This window comes from Cupriavidus sp. 05N39, from assembly GCF_056397325.1.
In genome coordinates this window covers 133,969-148,205 of record NZ_JBFTNE010000003.1, presented here as the reverse complement: position 1 = coordinate 148,205, position 14,237 = coordinate 133,969, and the positions used below count along the sequence as shown (strand labels likewise).

Sequence of the window (14,237 nt, the reverse complement as noted above, 5' to 3'; positions counted from 1 at the left end):
CCTTATGCGGTGGCGACGGTGGCGACGGTGGCGACGATCTGGCCGGCGCCGGGGGCGCGGACATTGACGGCGGCGGCTGGCAGCGCGTCGGCGCGCGTTTCCAGCCAGAAGCGGTACAGCAGGTTGGCGGCGCCACGGCTGCGGTAGGCGGCGGTGGAGCGCATGTCGGTCAGCGGCGTGAAGTCCTGCGCCAGCGCGCTCATGGCGGCCCGGGCGGTGGTTTCGGTCCAGGGTTGGCCGACCAGCGCGGCTTCCGTCAGGGCGCCGCGCTTGGGCGTGGCGGCCATGCCGCCGAAGGCCACGCGTGCATGACGGATCACGCCGTTTTCCAGCGTCAGCGCAAAGGCCGCACAGACAGCGGAAATGTCCTCGTCAAAGCGTTTTGACAGCTTGTAGGTACGGAAGTGCTCCGGCCCCGCGAGCGGCACGCGCAGGGCCGCGACGAACTCGCCCTCGGCCATGGCGGTCTTCTGGTAGGCCAGGTAGAGGTCTTCCAGCGGCAGCGCGCGGCGCGCTTCGCCGCGCTGCAGCACCACTTCGGTGCCAAGGGCGATCAGCGCGGGCATGGAGTCGCCAATGGGCGAGCCGTTGGCAATATTGCCCCCCAGCGTGCCGGCGTTGCGGATCGGCAGCGAGGCAAAACGCTTCCACATTTCTTCCAGTTCGGGGTGCGTGGCATTGAGCGCCGCATAGGCGCGCTCCAGCGAGACCGCCGCGCCGATTTCCACGGCGCCGTCCACCTGCTCGATACTGTTGAGGTCGGATACCTGGCCCACGTACAGCAGGTTGCCGAGCTCCCGGAACTGCTTGGTCACCCACAGGCCCACGTCGGTGCTGCCGGCCAGGATGCGCGCGCCCGGCTCCGCGGCCTTGATGGCGGCGAAAGCCGATGCCGTGCGGGGCGCGTAGAAGTGCTGGCCGCCGGCGCTGTAGTGGAACGTGCCTTCGCGTTGCAGCGAGCGCAGCGTGTCGGCGATCTGCCGCGGGTCCAGCTTGCTGGCCTGCGGCGCCGGCAGCGCCATCATGCGCTGGCCGGCCTCGATGATGGGACGGTAGCCGGTGCAGCGGCACAGGTTGCCTGTGAGGGCGTCGCAGATGGTCTCGCGGGCCGGCGCGCGGCCGGTGCCGGCGTCTTCGGCCTTTTGCTGGTACAGCGCCCACAGCGACATCACGAAGCCGGGGGTGCAGAAGCCACACTGGGAGCCGTGGCACTCCACCATCGCTTGCTGTACCGGGTGCAGCGCGCCGTCGGCCTGGCGCAGGTCTTCCACGGTGATCAGGGCGCGGCCGTCCAGCGTGGGCAGGAACTGGATGCAGGAATTGACCGCCTTGAAGGCGACCTGGCCGTCCTCGCCCAGTTCGCCTAGCACCACGGTGCACGCACCGCAATCGCCTTCGGCGCAGCCCTCCTTGGTGCCCGTGCAGCGCGCGTCCTCGCGCAGGTACTGCAGCACGGTGCGGGTCACGGGGGCATCGGCGACCTCCTGGACCTGGCCGCGGTGGTAAAAGCGGATGGTTTGCGTCTCCATGGTGTCTTCTCTCTTTGTGATGGGGGCAAACATAGCACTGGTGCCGATGATGCAATATTCGGCCCRGGTGATATGCCCCATCAAGAGGGGAGAGCGTTGCACGGCTGACGAGGAGTGCGGCAGCCGGATTTGACCAATGACGGGGTGCCTGACATACACTATGCGCCGTTCCCACCCCCCACGCCACCGGCTGCCATGCGCGCCTGGCGCCCCCTCGCCATGCACGGACGCGACCATCTCGATACCTATTTGCTGCGGGTGCTGCACACGCTGCTGACCGAGCAGAGCGTGACCCGCACCGCAGTCCGGCTCGGTCAGTCGCAGCCCGCTATCAGCAATACGCTCAAGCGGCTAAGGGAAATCACCGGGGATGCCATCCTGGTGCGCGGCAAGAGCGGCATGGTGCCGACCGAGCGCGGCCGTGAGCTGCTGCAACTGGCCGAGCAGAGCCTGGCGGCCATGGACCGCATCGCCCGGCCGCCCCAGCATTTCGACCCCGCCACCACTACCCGTACCTTCCACCTGGGGGCGCCGGACTACCTGGACGCCTTCTTCCTGCCCAATATCGTCGAGCGTGTGCGCCGGCTTGCGCCCGGCGCCAAGCTGTTCGTGCACCCGATGACGTCATCGAGCGACTTCCTCGACAGCCTGGAACAAGGGCAGCTCGACATCGTGGTCGGCAACTGGCTGTCGCCGCCGGAACATCTGCATATCTCGCCGCTGTTCGACGATGAGGTGGTGTGCATGCTGGGGGCGCAGCATCCGTTGGCGCGCAAGGGGCTGACCCTCAAGCATTACCTGGAGATGCCTCATCTTGCGCCCGCGCCCTATGCTTCGATGCAGCGCAGCATGATTGACCAGGCGCTGGCTGAGCAGGGGTACAAGCGCAATATCCAGGTTACGTTGCCGTATTTCGGGCTGGTGCCGTATGTGCTGATGAAGACCGATATGGTGTTCACCACGGGGCGGCAGTTTGCCGCGCACTATGCGCAGTACCTGCCGTTGAAGATGGTGCCTTCGCCGGTGGTGTTTCCGCGGATGCGGTTTTATCAGCTTTGGCATGAGCGGTGTCATGCTGCGCCGGATGTTATGTGGATGCGGAGGATGATTGCTGAGGTGGCGGGGGAGTTGCCGGTTTTGCCGCAGTTGGTTAGGGAGGGGTAGGGGGGTTTAATTGAGGGTGGTTTTTGAACCCAAGGGCAGAACAGTTGGCGTGTTGTTGGGTGTTTGGGGTTTTGTTTGGGCGGTGTTGGTTGTTGTACCCAACAGCGTACGACAACCCCCTGCGGGGGATGCCGGTCACTCTTCTTTGCTTCGGCAAAGAAGACTAACGAGAAGAAAGCCGACCCTGCCGGGGGCAGAGCAATCAGACGATTTGGCGGCAGTGATTCCGTCGTGCGGGCAGTGGCTTCGGCTGGCATGTCCTACCGGTTTCAACGGCGATAGCGCTGCGGGCCACACGGGTTTCGTGGTGCGGCCCCCGATGGCGGGCGCCCTGCCCATTCACCCATCTGCCGTTCGCGGGGCAACGGGCCACGATTCTTCGAGGCTTACTGTTTCGTGGTTTGTCTCTGGCGGCAAGCGCGGCGATTGTTCGGTCCCTGCCGTTCGCGGTGGCGAACGCCGCGCAACTTTTCAATAATGGGTTTCGTGGTGGGCGCGGTGGCCCCCCCGCTCAACCTGCGGCCTCGCTCACGAAGTGGTAGCGAACCGCCAACACCATCACCCTATGCTTCCGTGTTCGCTGACCGGGCCACGGTCCCCACCACGAAACGACGAAGCTGGCGTCCAGCCATAGCCAGCGCCGGTACGGCAGGGTGTCAAATGGCACGGTATTCGCCGTGAGAGACAAAACCACGAAACCAGCAAGGCACGATACGCTGCAGCAATTCGCGTCGCGAACGGCAGATGTGGGAGCGGGCACCGCGCACGAGGTCAGGGGCCCCACCACGAAACCCATGGGTCATGCGATTTCACGGCCCTTCGAGCCGGCAAGGCACGCCAGCCAACACTCAGGGCCGTACGACGAAACCACCGAGCCTCATAGGCCTGATTGCTCTGCCCCCGGCAGGGTCGGCTTTCTTCTCGTTAGTCTTCTTTGCCGAGGCAAAGAAGAGTGACCGGCATCCCCCGCAGGGGGATGTCGTACGCAGTTGGGTACAACAACCAACACCGCCCAAACCAATTCCCAATCCCGCAAAAAGAGCCAACGGTTGCGTTCCTCCTAACCCCCCCACCGTCACTTCCCCTTGTAACTAGGAAAAAACAACTGCTCCCCCTCCACCTTGTAAGCCGCAATAGCATCCTGCCCCTCCTTGGAGGTAACCCACTCCACCAGCTTCATCGCATCCGCATAGTTGGTCCCCGGATGCTTAACTGGATTAACAGCAATCACCCCATATGGGTTGAACATTTTCGGATCGCCCTCCAGCAAAATGGCCAGCCCCGTCTTGGCGCGATACGCGCCATAGGTGGCCCGGTCCGACAGGGTATATCCCGGCATCTGCGCCGCCATGGTCAACACCTCCCCCATCCCGAGCCCCGCACTCACATACCACGGCTGCCCCTTGGGCTCGATGCCGGCCTGCTTCCAGTAATCCTTCTCCATCACGTCGGTGCCGGAATTATCGCCACGCGAGATGAACTTGCTGCCGGCCGCAGGAATCTTCTTGAAGCCCGCGATAACGTCTTTCTCGCCCTTCAGCCTGGCCGGGTCGCCGGCAGGCCCAACCACGATGAAGTCGTTGTACATCACGTCGCGGCGATTAACCCCGTAGCCCGCGGCCATGAATTCGTCTTCCATCTTGCGCGCGTGCACCAGCAGCACATCGACGTCGCCCATCTCGCCCATCTTCATCGCCTTGCCCGACCCCACCGCGATCACCTTCACCGTGACGCCGCTCTTTTGCTCGAACTTCGGCAGCAGGAATTTGAGCAGGCCCGAGTTCTCGGTGCTGGTGGTGGTAGCCAGCTTGAGTTCGCCGGCGAGCGCGCCAGTGGCGCCGCTCAGCGTGACCAGGCAAACCAAGCCCAGGGAAGCGGCGGTACGGCCAGAGATGTGATGAAAAAGGCAAGAGATGGTTGAGCCCGGCATGGTCGCTCCGTGTCTTATGTTTTTAGAAACAGAATTGCCACCAACTCACAGGATCGGTGAGAATGCGGCGAATACCGTGGAAATCAAGGCATTCGATTGTCGATGAGCCACATCTCTAAAGTAAATATGAAAAGCGTTTCATATGACATTCCGCTTTGATCTGTTTCCGGTAGTGGCCGTGGATGACAATCCACGCTCCAACGGCAAGGTGTTCCAGCTGCTCAAGGCCGTGCGCGAGACCGGCTCCCTGCATCGCGCGGCACGCGAGATCGGGCTGTCCTACCGGCATGCCTGGGGCGTGATGCGGTCGTGGGAGGAGATGCTCGGGCGCAGCATGCTGGACATGGAGCGTGGCCGGGGTGCCACGCTGACGCTGTTCGGCGAGCGTTTGCTGCGCGCGGAAGGGCGCCTGCGTGAATCCATCGATCCGATCGTGCAGAAGGCGATGGTGGATTTCCTGGCGGATCTCGACGATGCCGCCCAGCCGCAGACCCGCATCCGTTTTTCCGGCAGCCACGACCCCGCCATGGAGGTCCTGGCGGACGCGCTGCATGACGAGCCGGGCGGCCTGCAGCTCGATACTGTGTTCTGCGGCAGCGTGGAGGGCCTGATCTGCCTGCAGGAGCGGCAGTCCGAGGTGGCCGGCTTCTACGTTTCGCCGATCCAGACCGCCGGCTCGGTGGCGCATGTGACGCTGCGCAAATGGCTGCGTCCGGCTGCCGTGCGCTTGATCCGGCTCGCCTGGCGCGAGCAGGGCCTGATCGTGACGCCCGGCCTGGCGCGCCAGATCCGCGACCTGCGCGACCTGGCCCGTACCCGGGCGCGCTTCGTCAACCGGCAGCGCAGTTCGGGCACGCGCATGCTGTTCGACCAGTTGCTGGCCACCCACGGCCTCTTTCCGGACCAGATCGTCGGTTACGAAACCCCCGAATTCAGCAACGAAAAAGTGGCTGAAGCGGTGCATGCCGGCAGCGCCGAGGTGGGGTTCGGCCTGCGCATGAATGCCGAGGCCCATGGGCTGGCCTTCGTGCCGCTGACGCGCGAGGCGTACTACCTGGCGCTGCGCAAGAACGACCAGATCGCGCCTTGGGCGCACGCGCTGCTGGCGCGGATGGCGGATCCTGCCTTCGCGCGCCGTATCGAGGCCTTGCCGGGCTACACCATGGCCGAGCCCGATGGCATCCTGACGCCCCAGCAGGCACTCCCCTGGTACGGCCCCGACGGCAAGGAAGGCAGCTGACGCCGGTGCCGGGCCAGGGCCGGTTTCCGGCCGCTTGCGTGCCCGCGTATTAAACTGCAGTCATGGGCGGGGCTACATGCCGGCCGCCCTGACCCTGCAAGGAGTGCCATGCTAGAAACGGCCGCGTTGGCTGCGGGCTTGTCCTGGACCAGCGGATTTCGCCTCTACCTGGCCGTCTTCACGGCCGGCGCGCTGGGCCGCGCCGGCTGGCTGCACCTGCCACCCGGCCTGCAGGCGCTTGAGTCGTGGTGGGTGATCGCGCTGGCCGCGGTGCTGGCCCTGGCCGAATTCGTGGCCGACAAGGTACCCGGCTTCGATTCCTTTTGGGACACCATCCAGACCTTTATCCGCATTCCCGCCGGTGCGATCCTGGCCGCCGCGGCGTTCGGACAGCTTGATCCGCAGTGGATGGTCGCCGCCGGGCTGGTGGGCGGCACCCTGGCCGGTACCGCCCACGCTGCCAAGGCCGGCACGCGCGCGCTGATCAATGTATCCCCGGAACCGTTTTCGAACTGGGCTGCCTCACTTAGCGAAGATGTAGCCGCCAGCAGCGGATTGCTGCTGGCGTTTTTCCTGCCGGTGGTCTTCCTGGTGGTGCTGGCGCTGTTGTTGCTGGTGGCGGTGTGGCTGCTGCCCAAGCTGTGGCGCGGCGTGCGCCGCTTGCGCGATGCCCTGGCCAAGCGTGCGCCGGCCACTGCGCCGGCCGGGCGCCAGCCCAGGCACTAGTGCCGCCATAATCTGGCCCTGATCCGGTTGGCGAGTGTCCGCCAGCCATCCGCCGTCAGCATGGCGAGGCGCCCGGACCTGCTGTTTTGCCGCTTGCTGTTTTGCCGATATCTCCCGATATCATCGATACCCGCGCGGCCTGCCCGGCAGGCCGCCATGATGCTCGTGCACGGACAAGAGATAACTGATCCATGTCTTCAGAACCCGCTTCCCGGACTGTTCCCGCCATCGCCGCCGCCATGCCGTCCGGCGCCAGCCCGGCGCGCTTCTCGCCCTGGCGCCAGGCGCTGCGCATGGCGCGGCGCGACTGGCGCGCCGGCGAACTGAACCTGTTGCTGTTCGCGCTGGTGCTGGCCGTCGCGGCGCTCAGCAGCGTGGGCTTCCTGGCCGACCGCATGCGGCTCGGGCTGGAGCGCGATGCGCGCCAGATGATCGCCTCCGATGTGCTGATCGTGTCCGACCAGCCGTTCGATGCCGTCTTCGCCGGCCACGCCGCCCAGGCGGGCCTGGTCACGACGCAGACCGTCACCTTTCCCAGCATGGCGAGCGCGCGCGCGCCGGCCAAGGCAGCCGCGCAGGGCACGGCCGGCGCGGTGCCAGCGGAGGCCGCTTCGCAACTGGCCGCGCTCAAGGCCGTTGGCACCGGTTACCCGCTGCGCGGGCAGGTCAAGGTGGCGGGTGAGCGTGGCGGGCCGGATGCGCCAGCCACCGGCATTCCTGCGGCAGGCACGGTCTGGGTGGACGAGGCCTTGCTCGATTCGCTCGGCGTGGCCTTGGGCGACACCATCCAGTTGGGCAGTCGCGGTTTTCGCATCGAACGCATCATCACGCAGGAACTGGACCGCGGTGCCGGCTTCATGAACTTCGCGCCGCGTGTGATGCTGCCGCTGTCGGACCTGGAGTCCACCGGGCTGGTCGGCTGGGGCAGCCGGGTCACATACCGCCTGCTGGTAGCCGGCCCCGACGCCGCCGCGCAGGCCTATCAGCAGTGGGCAGTCGCCGAGATCGACAAGCGCGCGCTGCGCAACACCCGTGTCGAGTCGCTCGAATCCGGCCAGCCGCAAATGCGCGCCACGCTGGATCGTGCCGAACGCTTCCTGTCGCTGGTGGCGGTGCTCTCGTCGATGATCGCGGCGGTGGCGATCGCCATGTCGGCGCGCCGCTATATGCAGCGCCATACCGACGCCTGCGCGGTTTACAAGTGCATGGGCCTGTCGCGCCGCGAGATCCTGCTGGCCTTCGGGCTGGAGTTCCTGCTGCTGGGCATCGGCGGCGCGGCCGCCGGCGTGGCGCTGGGTTACCTGGCGCACTACGGGCTGCTGCTCTCGCTGGGCAACCTGCTTACCGTGACGTTGCCGCAGCCCTCGGTCCTGCCGGCCGTGGTGGGCTTGCTGGCGGGCATCGTCCTGCTGGCTGGCTTTGCGCTGCCGCCGCTGCTGGCGCTGACCGGGGTGCCGCCGCTGCGTGTCCTGCGACGCGACATCGGCGCGCCGCCTGTGTCGACCTGGATCGCCTACGGGCTGGGCCTTGGCGCCTTCGTGGCGCTGCTGCTGGTGGCCGCCCGCGATCTCAAGCTGGGGCTGACCACCGCCGGCGGCTTCGTGGCCGCGGGCGCCGTGTTCGCCTTGCTGGCCCTTGGCTTGCTGATCTTGCTGGCCCGGCTGATGCGCGGCGGCCGCCTGGCGCGCGGCAGCGTGGGCTGGCGCTTCGCGCTGGCGGTGCTGGAGCGCCGCCGCGGCGTCACGGTGCTGCAGACGGTCGCGCTGGCGGTGGGCCTGATGGCGCTGCTGCTGCTTGGCATGACGCGCAACGACCTGATCTCCTCATGGCGCAACGCCACGCCGGCGGACGCGCCCAACCGTTTCATCATCAATATCCAGCCCGACCAGCGCGCGCCCCTGACCGGCATGCTGCAGCACGCCGGCATCGACGACCTGCTGTACCCGATGGTGCGCGGACGCCTGACGCATATCGCCGGCCAGCCGGTGCGCGCCGAGCGCTTCCCGGATGGCCGTGCCCGCAACCTGGTCGAGCGCGAGTTCAACCTGTCCTATACCGACGCGCTGCCGGCTGGCAACCGCGTGGTGGCGGGCAACTGGCTCGGCGGYGGCAAGGCCGGGGCCTCGGTGGAGGAGGGCATCGCCAAGACGCTGGGGATCCGGCTGGGTGATACCTTGCGCTTCGATGTGGCCGGGCAGTCGGTGGAGGCGCCGGTGACGTCGCTGCGTAAGCTGGACTGGGGCTCGATGCGGGTGAACTTCTTTGTCATCCTGCCGCCCGCCGCCATGCAGGGCATGCCGCAGACCTACATCACCGCCTTCCACCTGCCGGCCCGGCAGGCCGCGCTGGGCAACCAGCTGGTGGCGGCATTCCCGAACATTACGGTGGTCAACACCGACCTGATCCTGCGCCAGATCCAGGACGTGCTCGACCAAGTTATCGCGGCAGTGGAGTTCCTGTTTGTATTCACGCTGGCGGCCGGTGTCACCGTGCTCTACGCGGCGCTGTCCGGCGCGCGCGACGAGCGCAAGCGCGATGCCGGGCTGCTCAAGGCGCTGGGCGCGTCCGCGGCGATGGTGCGGCAGACCCAGTACGCCGAGTTTCTGGTGGTGGGTGGCCTGGCGGGCCTGCTGGCCAGCCTGGGCGCGATTGCCGTGGGCTGGGGGTTGTCGCAGTTCGTATTCGATTTCCCGTTCCGCTTCAATGGCTGGATCGTGCCCGCCGGCGTGTTTTCTGGCATGCTGTGCRCTTTCGCGGGCGGCTGGCTGGGTTTGCGCGAGGTGCTGCGGCAGCCTGCGCTGGCCACGCTGCGCGAAGCCTGAGCGGTTTCCGCGCCGCTCGTGCAGCCCGTGCCTCAAGAATTTCCGAGTGTCTTATGAGTACCGAATCCAAACCTGAAGAATCCGCCGCCACCGAAGTCACCGCCTATGCGCTGATCGGCGGCGAGGCGCGCGTGCGTGAACTCGTCGATCGTTTCTACGACCTGATGGATCTCGAAGCCGAGTTCAAGGGGCTCCGTTCCATGCATCCCGCCTCCCTGGATGGCTCGCGGGACAAGCTGTTCTGGTTCCTGTGCGGCTGGCTGGGCGGCCCCAATCACTTTATCGAGCGCTTTGGCCACCCGCGCTTGCGCGCGCGCCATATGCCGTTCGAGATCGGCACCAGCGAGCGCGACCAGTGGATGCGCTGCATGGCGCTGGCCATGCAGGACGTGGGCCTGCCCGAAGACTTGCAACTGCGCCTGATGCAGGCCTTCTTCGGTACCGCCGACTGGATGCGCAATGTACCGCGTTGACGGCAATGCGCCATCGATCGGGCTATCCGCCAATACGCCATGACCAATACGAATCTCGACGCTGTCACTGACTTGCCCACCGACGCCGGGCGCGTGCTTGATTTCTGGTTTGGCGCGGCCGGCTCGCCAGAGTGGAACAGTTCGCGCGCGCAGTGGTTCACCAAGTCCGATGACTTCGACGCCACCATGCGCGCAGCCTTCCTGCCGCTGTGGGAAGCGACGCACGCCGGCGCCCATGCCGGCTGGGTGCAAACTCCCGAGGGTGCCTGCGCGCGCATCGTGGTGCTGGACCAAGTACCGCGCAACGTCTTTCGCCGCGATCCGCGCAGCTTCGCCTCTGACGCGCAGGCGTTGGCGACGGCCCGCCAGATGGTGGTGAGCGGCGCCGATCGCCTGCTGCCAACGCCATTCCATCGCATGTTCTGCTATATGCCGTTCGAGCACTCCGAAGCGCTTGCCGACCAGGACATCGCCGTGCAGCTGATGACAACGCTGCGCGAGGAGAGCGAGGGCAGGGTGGACGTGGTCGAGTGGGCGATCAGGCACCGTGCGGTGATCGGGCGCTTCGGACGCTTTCCGCATCGCAATGCAGTGCTGGGGCGGCGGGATACGGAGGAAGAGAGCGCTTTCCTGAGGGGGCCGGGCTCATCGTTCTGATAGAGACCGTACAACGCCATTGTGCTGGCCAAAAGCCCCTTTTTTATAAAAGATTGACGACTAACTTTTCTTGGGAAAAATCTGATTATTGGCGCGAAAATTCTCCGTCGAAACGCCCCGCAGGCACGGCTGTCGCATGCCGGGCAAGAGCAATCTTTCCGATGGGAGTCGGATGCATCGTTCTGAGCGGACCCGGACGATGCTACTGCCCCGGCTTCAAGACCAGCCGCACCAACTCGATCCAGTACGCAGCGCCCAGCGGCAGGATCTCGTCATTGAAATCGTAGTACGGGTTATGCAGTGGCGGGTTGTCCCCCTCTCGCGCGGCGCCGAGGAACACATACGCGCCCGGACATTGCTCCAGCATATAGGCGAAATCTTCCGATCCCGTGCGCGGCAGGCAGTTCGTATCGACGCGCGGCGCACCCACCACCCGGCGCGCCGCGCTGGCCGCCATCTCCATCTCCCGCTCCGTGTTCACACAGGCAGGATAGCCCGCGAAATAACGCAGTTCGATCTTCGCCCCCGAGGCCATGGCGATGCCTTCGCAGACCGCGCGCATGCGTGCCTCGGCCCTGGCGCGCGTGGACGCCCGGAACGAGCGGCAGGTGCCGCGCAGCACTACCTGCTCGGGAATCACGTTCCAGGTGTCGCCACCGTGGATCTGCGTGACGCTGACGATCAGCGAATCCACCGCGCTGACATTGCGGCTGACGATGGCCTGTAGCGCCGCCACCAGTTGCGACGAGACCACGATGGGATCGATACCCGCCTCGGGCTGTGCCGCGTGGGAGCCTTTGCCGACGATGGCGATCTCGAAGGTATCGGAGTTGGACGTCATCGTCCCGGTCCGCGTGGAGAACGTCCCCAGTGGCAGGTTGGGCGAGTTGTGCAGTGCGAACACCGCGTCGCAGGGAAACTGCTCGAACAGGCCAGCCTCCACCATGACCCGCCCGCCCCCCTCGTTTTCTTCCGCCGGCTGGAAGATGAAATGCACGGTGCCGCTGAAGCCCTCGTCCTGCGACAGGTAGTGCGCAGCGCCCAGCAGCATGGCCGTATGGCCGTCATGGCCGCAGCCATGCATCTTGCCATGGATTGCGGAGCGATGCGGCGCATCGCCAAGCTCATGCATATCGAGGGCGTCAAGATCGGCGCGCAGGCCGATAGTGGGGCCGGTGCCGCGCCGCAAGGTGCCGACCACGCCGGTTCCGGCCAGCCCCTGATGCACTTCCAGGCCCATGTTCGCCAGCGCTTGCGCGGCCAGCCGCGAGGTGCGGTGCTCGGTGAACGCGGTTTCGGGGTGCGTGTGAATATCGTGCCGCCACGCCTGCATCCGGGCCAGCAGTTCCTCAGGTAGTGGGCCCGAAAGCGGGGCCAGGGTCGGGGGCGTGAGGGTCATGATGCGGCGTCTCCGGCAAAAGTGAGGGAAAAGTGAGGGAAAACGCCGATTCTCAGTCTTGCCGACCGTTGGAATCATGACAATCGAATACCCGGAACGTTGTGCCGCATGCAACGATACTTGCCTGTGCAAAAGAGGCGGCGCCAGCCGCCCGCGAGGAGTGAATGTTGGAAGACGTATTGGATCGCAGGCGCGCTCTGTGCCTGCTGCAGATCATCGAGACCGGCAGCGTGCGCGGCGCGGCCGAGGTGCTGGGACTGGATCCGTCGGTTGTGAGCCGCGCGGTCGCCAAACTGGAGAAGGATGCCGGCCTGACGCTGCTGGAGCGCTGTGGCCGTGGCGTGGTCGCCACCGATGCCGGGCACATGATGGCGCTCTTTGCGCGGCGCCAGCAGGACCTGCAGGACACCTTCCTGGCGGAGGTGAATAACCTGAAGAACGCGCGCGGCGGGCATGTGAACCTGGTGTTTGGCGAGGGCTTTGTTGACCTGCTGCTGGAACCGGTGCTGCAGGGCTTCATGCGCAAATATCCCCAGGTGACCTACGGCATGCAGGTGGCGGGCACCGATGACACCGTGCGCGCCATCGTGGACGACGTAGCGCATATCGGCTTCGCTTTCCAGCCGCCCAACGACGTGCGCCTGCGCTCGCACTTCTCGCGCGCCTCGCCGATCCGGGTGCACGTGCGCCGCGACCATCCGCTGGCGAAGTCGCGCAAGGCGCTGAAGCTTTCCGACCTTGCCCCGCATGCCGGCGCCACGCTGGTGGAGTCGTTCGGCGTGCGCAAGCATATCCAGGCCGCCGAGCTGGACGAGCACATCAGCCTCAAGCCGATGCTGGTCACCAATTCCTTCAAGGTGCTGTGGGAGTTCGCTGCGCTCGGGCTTGGCTTTATCATGACGCCGCGCTCGGTGCCGCTCAAGGGCGCACAGTTCAAGCAACTGGTCTCGTTGCCCCTGGCCAATCCCATCCTCAACAACAGCCGCAACCACATCATTACGCGCGCCGGGCGCCATCTCTCGCCCGCGGCGAGCAATATGCTGCGCCATGTGGTGAAGGACTTTCCGGAGGTCTGATGCGGACGGCGTGCTTCGGGAATCGTTGCGTTGCGTGCAACGATTTCACCCTCTCTTTGTCATTGCTGCGGCCAGAATRCCATTGCTAGACTGGCGGCGCCGGATTGGCTAGGGCCGCCGTGCACAAAAACTAAAAAGCCAGAGACAAAGATGGAGGGAACGATGAACAGCTTGATGCCCGGCAGCGGATGGAACCGGCAAGGGGCGCGCGGTGCGATGCGATGGCTGGCGGCCGTGCTCGGCATGGCGTGCATCGCCTTGCCGGCACTCGCCGAGGGCCCTGCCTATCCCACGCTCAAGCCGGTATCCCTGGTGGTGCCATATCCTGCCGGCGGCGCGAGCGACGTTTCCGCGCGCATCTTCAGCGAACCCATCAGCCGGGCGCTTGGCCAACAGGTACTGGTCGAGAATGTGGCGGGCGGCACCGGCGTGCTGGGCGCCATGCGCGTGCTGAACAGCCCGCCGGACGGCTACGCCATGCTGCATGGCTCCGCCAACGAAGTCATCCTGACGCCGCTGCTGAACGCGTCCGCCAAATACAAGCCCGAGGACTTCCGGCTGGTGCAGCCCATCACCGAGGCCACCATCGTGCTCCTGGTGCGCGGTGACCTGCCGGCCAGGACACTGGATGAATTCGTCGAATTGGCACGCAAGCCGGGCGCCAAGCCGCTCACGTATGGCAGCGTTGGCGTTGGCTCGCTTTACCACGTGCTGACGGAATATATGGGCCAGCGCACCGGCGCGAAATTCCTGCACGTGCCCTACAAGGGCGCCGCGCCCGCGCTGCAGGACCTGGCCGGTGGCCAGGTCGACTTCGCGGTGCTGCCCTATCAGGTCAGCATGGATGCCATGGCCAAGCAGGGCCGGATCAAGGTGGTGAGCAGTTTTTCCAAGACGCTGCCCGCGCAGTTGCGGCATATCCCGACCCTGCGGGACAGCAAGCTGCTGTCGGATTTCGAGTACGTGATCGGTGGCGGCTATTACGTGCGTAAAGGCACGCCCGACGACGTGGTGCGCAAGCTGCGCCTGGCTATCGGCCAGGCGCTGGCCCAGCCGGAGCTGCGGGCCCGGCTGGAGTCGGAAGGGCGCACGGTGATGCGCTCGGGCAGTGAACAGGAGGCCGAGGCTTGGCAGGCAGCGCAGCTGAGCCGCTATCGCGGCATGGTGAATGCGCTTGGCCTCAAGCCGATGTAGTCCCCGGCGGCCGGAGTCCGGCCGCCG

General features: G+C 66.0%; 11 protein-coding genes. 8 read left to right on the top strand and 3 right to left on the bottom strand.

The genetic code is table 11. The features are described from left to right. Positions 1-2: 2 nt before the first annotated feature. Positions 3-1,529: a xanthine dehydrogenase small subunit gene (xdhA, locus tag AC1DN0_RS02540; protein WP_477111093.1), complete on the bottom strand. Its 1,527-nt coding sequence runs from the start codon at positions 1,527-1,529 to the stop codon at positions 3-5. 219 nt (positions 1,530-1,748) lie between these two features. Between xdhA and AC1DN0_RS02535 the strand changes: the two genes are divergently transcribed. Further along, on the top strand, positions 1,749-2,693 hold the full coding sequence (locus AC1DN0_RS02535; protein ID WP_045238672.1) for a LysR substrate-binding domain-containing protein: 945 nt from the start codon (positions 1,749-1,751) through the stop codon (positions 2,691-2,693). 1,075 nt (positions 2,694-3,768) lie between these two features. On the opposite strand, the gene AC1DN0_RS02530 is transcribed toward AC1DN0_RS02535, so the two are convergent. Next, positions 3,769-4,623 carry an ABC transporter substrate-binding protein gene (locus AC1DN0_RS02530; RefSeq protein ID WP_441628064.1) on the bottom strand — a complete coding sequence of 285 codons (855 nt, stop codon included), beginning with the start codon at positions 4,621-4,623 and terminating at the stop codon, positions 3,769-3,771. A 142-nt stretch (positions 4,624-4,765) separates the two neighbouring features. On the opposite strand from AC1DN0_RS02530, the gene AC1DN0_RS02525 reads away from it, so the two are divergent. The 5 genes from AC1DN0_RS02525 (at position 4,766) to AC1DN0_RS02505 (ending at position 10,541) form a co-directional block, all read left to right on the top strand. Beyond that, positions 4,766-5,863, top strand: coding sequence for a substrate-binding domain-containing protein (locus tag AC1DN0_RS02525; protein WP_441628062.1), 1,098 nt, complete (start codon positions 4,766-4,768; stop codon positions 5,861-5,863). Between the two features lie 108 nt (positions 5,864-5,971). Further along, positions 5,972-6,589, top strand: coding sequence for a DUF4126 domain-containing protein (locus tag AC1DN0_RS02520; RefSeq protein ID WP_441628060.1), 618 nt, complete (start codon positions 5,972-5,974; stop codon positions 6,587-6,589). A gap of 191 nt (positions 6,590-6,780) precedes the next feature. Continuing rightward, complete coding sequence (locus AC1DN0_RS02515) at positions 6,781-9,411, top strand: ABC transporter permease (protein WP_477145511.1); 2,631 nt, start codon at positions 6,781-6,783, stop codon at positions 9,409-9,411. A gap of 53 nt (positions 9,412-9,464) precedes the next feature. Continuing rightward, entirely contained in the window at positions 9,465-9,884 is a 420-nt protein-coding gene (locus AC1DN0_RS02510) for a group II truncated hemoglobin (RefSeq protein ID WP_441628056.1), read from the top strand. Between the two features lie 39 nt (positions 9,885-9,923). After that, positions 9,924-10,541 carry a DUF924 family protein gene (locus AC1DN0_RS02505; RefSeq protein WP_441628054.1) on the top strand — a complete coding sequence of 206 codons (618 nt, stop codon included), beginning with the start codon at positions 9,924-9,926 and terminating at the stop codon, positions 10,539-10,541. 202 nt (positions 10,542-10,743) lie between these two features. On the opposite strand, the gene AC1DN0_RS02500 is transcribed toward AC1DN0_RS02505, so the two are convergent. Beyond that, a complete protein-coding gene (locus AC1DN0_RS02500; RefSeq protein ID WP_477111092.1) occupies positions 10,744-11,940 on the bottom strand; it encodes a M20 aminoacylase family protein in 1,197 nt (398 codons plus the stop codon). A gap of 167 nt (positions 11,941-12,107) precedes the next feature. Here AC1DN0_RS02500 and AC1DN0_RS02495 point away from each other — a divergent pair, with 167 nt between their 5' ends. Next, positions 12,108-13,016 carry a LysR family transcriptional regulator gene (locus AC1DN0_RS02495; protein WP_441628178.1) on the top strand — a complete coding sequence of 303 codons (909 nt, stop codon included), beginning with the start codon at positions 12,108-12,110 and terminating at the stop codon, positions 13,014-13,016. Positions 13,017-13,178: 162 nt separating this feature from the next. After that, positions 13,179-14,210 (top strand): Bug family tripartite tricarboxylate transporter substrate binding protein, encoded by a 1,032-nt coding sequence (locus AC1DN0_RS02490; protein ID WP_441628050.1) that lies wholly within the window; start codon positions 13,179-13,181, stop codon positions 14,208-14,210. Positions 14,211-14,237: the final 27 nt, after the last annotated feature.

Coding starts and splice junctions, on each gene's coding strand:
- AC1DN0_RS02500 (WP_477111092.1), bottom strand. CDS start 11,940: ATGACCCTCACGCCCCCGACCCTGGCCCCGCTTTCGGGCCCACTACCT.
- AC1DN0_RS02530 (WP_441628064.1), bottom strand. CDS start 4,623: ATGCCGGGCTCAACCATCTCTTGCCTTTTTCATCACATCTCTGGCCGT.
- AC1DN0_RS02505 (WP_441628054.1), top strand. CDS start 9,924: ATGACCAATACGAATCTCGACGCTGTCACTGACTTGCCCACCGACGCC.
- AC1DN0_RS02490 (WP_441628050.1), top strand. CDS start 13,179: ATGAACAGCTTGATGCCCGGCAGCGGATGGAACCGGCAAGGGGCGCGC.
- AC1DN0_RS02510 (WP_441628056.1), top strand. CDS start 9,465: ATGAGTACCGAATCCAAACCTGAAGAATCCGCCGCCACCGAAGTCACC.
- AC1DN0_RS02520 (WP_441628060.1), top strand. CDS start 5,972: ATGCTAGAAACGGCCGCGTTGGCTGCGGGCTTGTCCTGGACCAGCGGA.
- AC1DN0_RS02525 (WP_441628062.1), top strand. CDS start 4,766: ATGACATTCCGCTTTGATCTGTTTCCGGTAGTGGCCGTGGATGACAAT.
- xdhA (WP_477111093.1), bottom strand. CDS start 1,529: ATGGAGACGCAAACCATCCGCTTTTACCACCGCGGCCAGGTCCAGGAG.
- AC1DN0_RS02535 (WP_045238672.1), top strand. CDS start 1,749: ATGCACGGACGCGACCATCTCGATACCTATTTGCTGCGGGTGCTGCAC.